Origin of the sequence: Dolichospermum circinale AWQC131C, from assembly GCF_000426905.1 — a bacterium.
Taxonomy (GTDB): Bacteria; Cyanobacteriota; Cyanobacteriia; order Cyanobacteriales; family Nostocaceae; genus Dolichospermum; species Dolichospermum circinale.
This window is the reverse complement of record NZ_KE384659.1, coordinates 38,082-40,056: the sequence shown is the minus strand read 5'-3', so window position 1 is coordinate 40,056 and position 1,975 is coordinate 38,082. Positions and strand designations below refer to the sequence as shown.

Genomic DNA, 1,975 nt, shown 5'->3' with positions numbered 1-1,975 from the left:
TTTCTCCGTGACCTCTGTGCCTGGAGTGGTTCGTTATTCCATGAATCTTGCGTAAGTCCTAAATTCTCTTCTTATTGCCAAAGGATTTTACCACCACACTTTTCACAAAAGTTAGTACCCTGGCGATTTTGATGAAGACAGGTAGGATTAAGACATTGACTCATGGTAGCTGCTGGGTATTTCTAGGGATGATTATACTATACCAGGAAACAAGATAGGCGGGGAAACCCCGCTGCTACTATTTCTGCTTCATCAAAGAGAGTTCAATACAATCTTCTCTGGGCTGTGTCATGCTAATTTCTACATTAGGTCCAAAATATTTGGTCATTTTTTCTTGCTTTTGTTGCCAAGCATCAAAGCTAATTAATGGCGAATCAAATTCTAAAATGAGGGTATAAGCCCCATTGATTTCGGTTTCTCGTAAACCTGTCACTATTGGTCTGGAATCGTCCGTGGGACTTAAACCTAGATAAGCCAGGGCTTCGTCTAAATGGGCTTTTTGTCCATAGCAGTAGCGTGTGATGTCTTTACGGATTTTAGTTTGTGTGACAGTTGCTTGTTGTTTTCTGAGTGCTAAAATTGATGGTGTGGTGGCTTGGCTGAAAGGTATGGGTTTAAGTTCATTAGCTTTGAGAGCTAAACCTCCCAATAGCAGCGGAAAACCATAGAAAAACCCCACTAAATTGAGGGTAGCGTTATCTGCAAAATAGGCAACAAAACCTGTAATAGTGAGTATACTACCGATTGTTAAACCAAGTGTTCCCAAAGAAATTCCGCCGAGCATAATTTGAGATTAGTATAATTTATGTTTATTCTTAGTTCTATTATCATCCCTGATTAGGGGCAAATTGACACAGAAATTAATATTCTTGTTTTTTGCGTTAACTTTAGATTTGAAGTGTTTAAGGACTGGAAGCAAAAAATGGATATTCAGACAATTAAAGACCGAATTAGTGCGGTTCAAGCTAAACGTGAACGGTTGCTGAGTTTACTCGAACAACCCAATTTAGGAACGTTAAGGGTTGATGTTAATCAAGCATTGGAAGAACTAGATGATCTACTGGATGAATTTAAACGCACTGTTCCTAATGAGTGAAATAATTAAGCAGGTTTAATAATAAAAATTAGTGTCCGGTATGTGTTATGAACAATATACCGGACGCAATTTAATTTTGATAAGAATTGATAATTTACAGCGAATTTAATTGGAGTGTATTAGACCTTTAGCGGGCAATATTTCCGCACCACATCTTATAATCTCGAAAAATGCTGTCTAATTTAGATGAGACGGGCTTAAATTTTGCTTCTGAATAGGAAAAATACTTAGCTGTCCTAACTGTCTGACTAAGGTAATGAGTTCTTTTGTACGAATATCTTTTTTGCAAATTTTATCAAATTTATGCTGAGTTTGGTTTTGCTGAAAAGATGTTTCATCTACAGATGAATAAGCTAAAATCTGAGTATTTGGAGATATATCTTTAATGTAATGAGATGCTACCCAACCATCCATAATTGGCATTTGTAAATCGAGAATAACAACATGAGGTTGATATAATTTAACCATTTCTATAGCTTCTTGACCATGAGCAGCTAAACCAACAACATGAATATTTTCTTGAGTGGAAAACACTAATTGTAAGCTTAAACGAGTGAGTTCATGATCATCAACTACGAGAAGATCCAAGTTAGAAAACTCAGGGGACAACATTAACATTCCAAAAAAAGAATAAATGTAAATTAATACCAATTTGAGAAATGATTGTCGCAGGTAAAAAGTTGTCAACTTTGTGCTGATTTAATAATTTATTGACAATTTAAAATCCCAAATGGTATGAATTTTTATAGTCTATGATTATTAGTAAAATAATTCACTCTATCTTATGGATGAATTTTAGTGATGAAAAAAATATTTTTATGCAAAAAAAAGATTTAGTCATGTCTTTTTTGCATGATGATTTTAGGAAAAATTAAAAAT

At 34.6% G+C, this 1,975-nt stretch carries 4 protein-coding genes; 1 reads left to right on the top strand and 3 read right to left on the bottom strand.

Going from position 1 to position 1,975, the window contains the following annotated elements:
• Positions 1-71 precede the first annotated feature (71 nt).
• Positions 72-164 carry a 4-Cys prefix domain-containing protein gene (locus ACIR131C_RS27420; protein ID WP_417033482.1) on the bottom strand — a complete coding sequence of 31 codons (93 nt, stop codon included), beginning with the start codon at positions 162-164 and terminating at the stop codon, positions 72-74.
• Positions 165-238: 74 nt separating this feature from the next.
• On the bottom strand, positions 239-784 hold the full coding sequence (locus ACIR131C_RS0120905) for a DUF2854 domain-containing protein (protein WP_028091725.1): 546 nt from the start codon (positions 782-784) through the stop codon (positions 239-241).
• Between the two features lie 138 nt (positions 785-922).
• On the opposite strand from ACIR131C_RS0120905, the gene ACIR131C_RS26400 reads away from it, so the two are divergent.
• On the top strand, positions 923-1,096 hold the full coding sequence (locus ACIR131C_RS26400; protein WP_196803237.1) for a hypothetical protein: 174 nt from the start codon (positions 923-925) through the stop codon (positions 1,094-1,096).
• 177 nt (positions 1,097-1,273) lie between these two features.
• On the opposite strand, the gene ACIR131C_RS0120895 is transcribed toward ACIR131C_RS26400, so the two are convergent.
• On the bottom strand, positions 1,274-1,714 hold the full coding sequence (locus ACIR131C_RS0120895; protein WP_028091724.1) for a response regulator: 441 nt from the start codon (positions 1,712-1,714) through the stop codon (positions 1,274-1,276).
• Positions 1,715-1,975 lie beyond the last annotated feature (261 nt).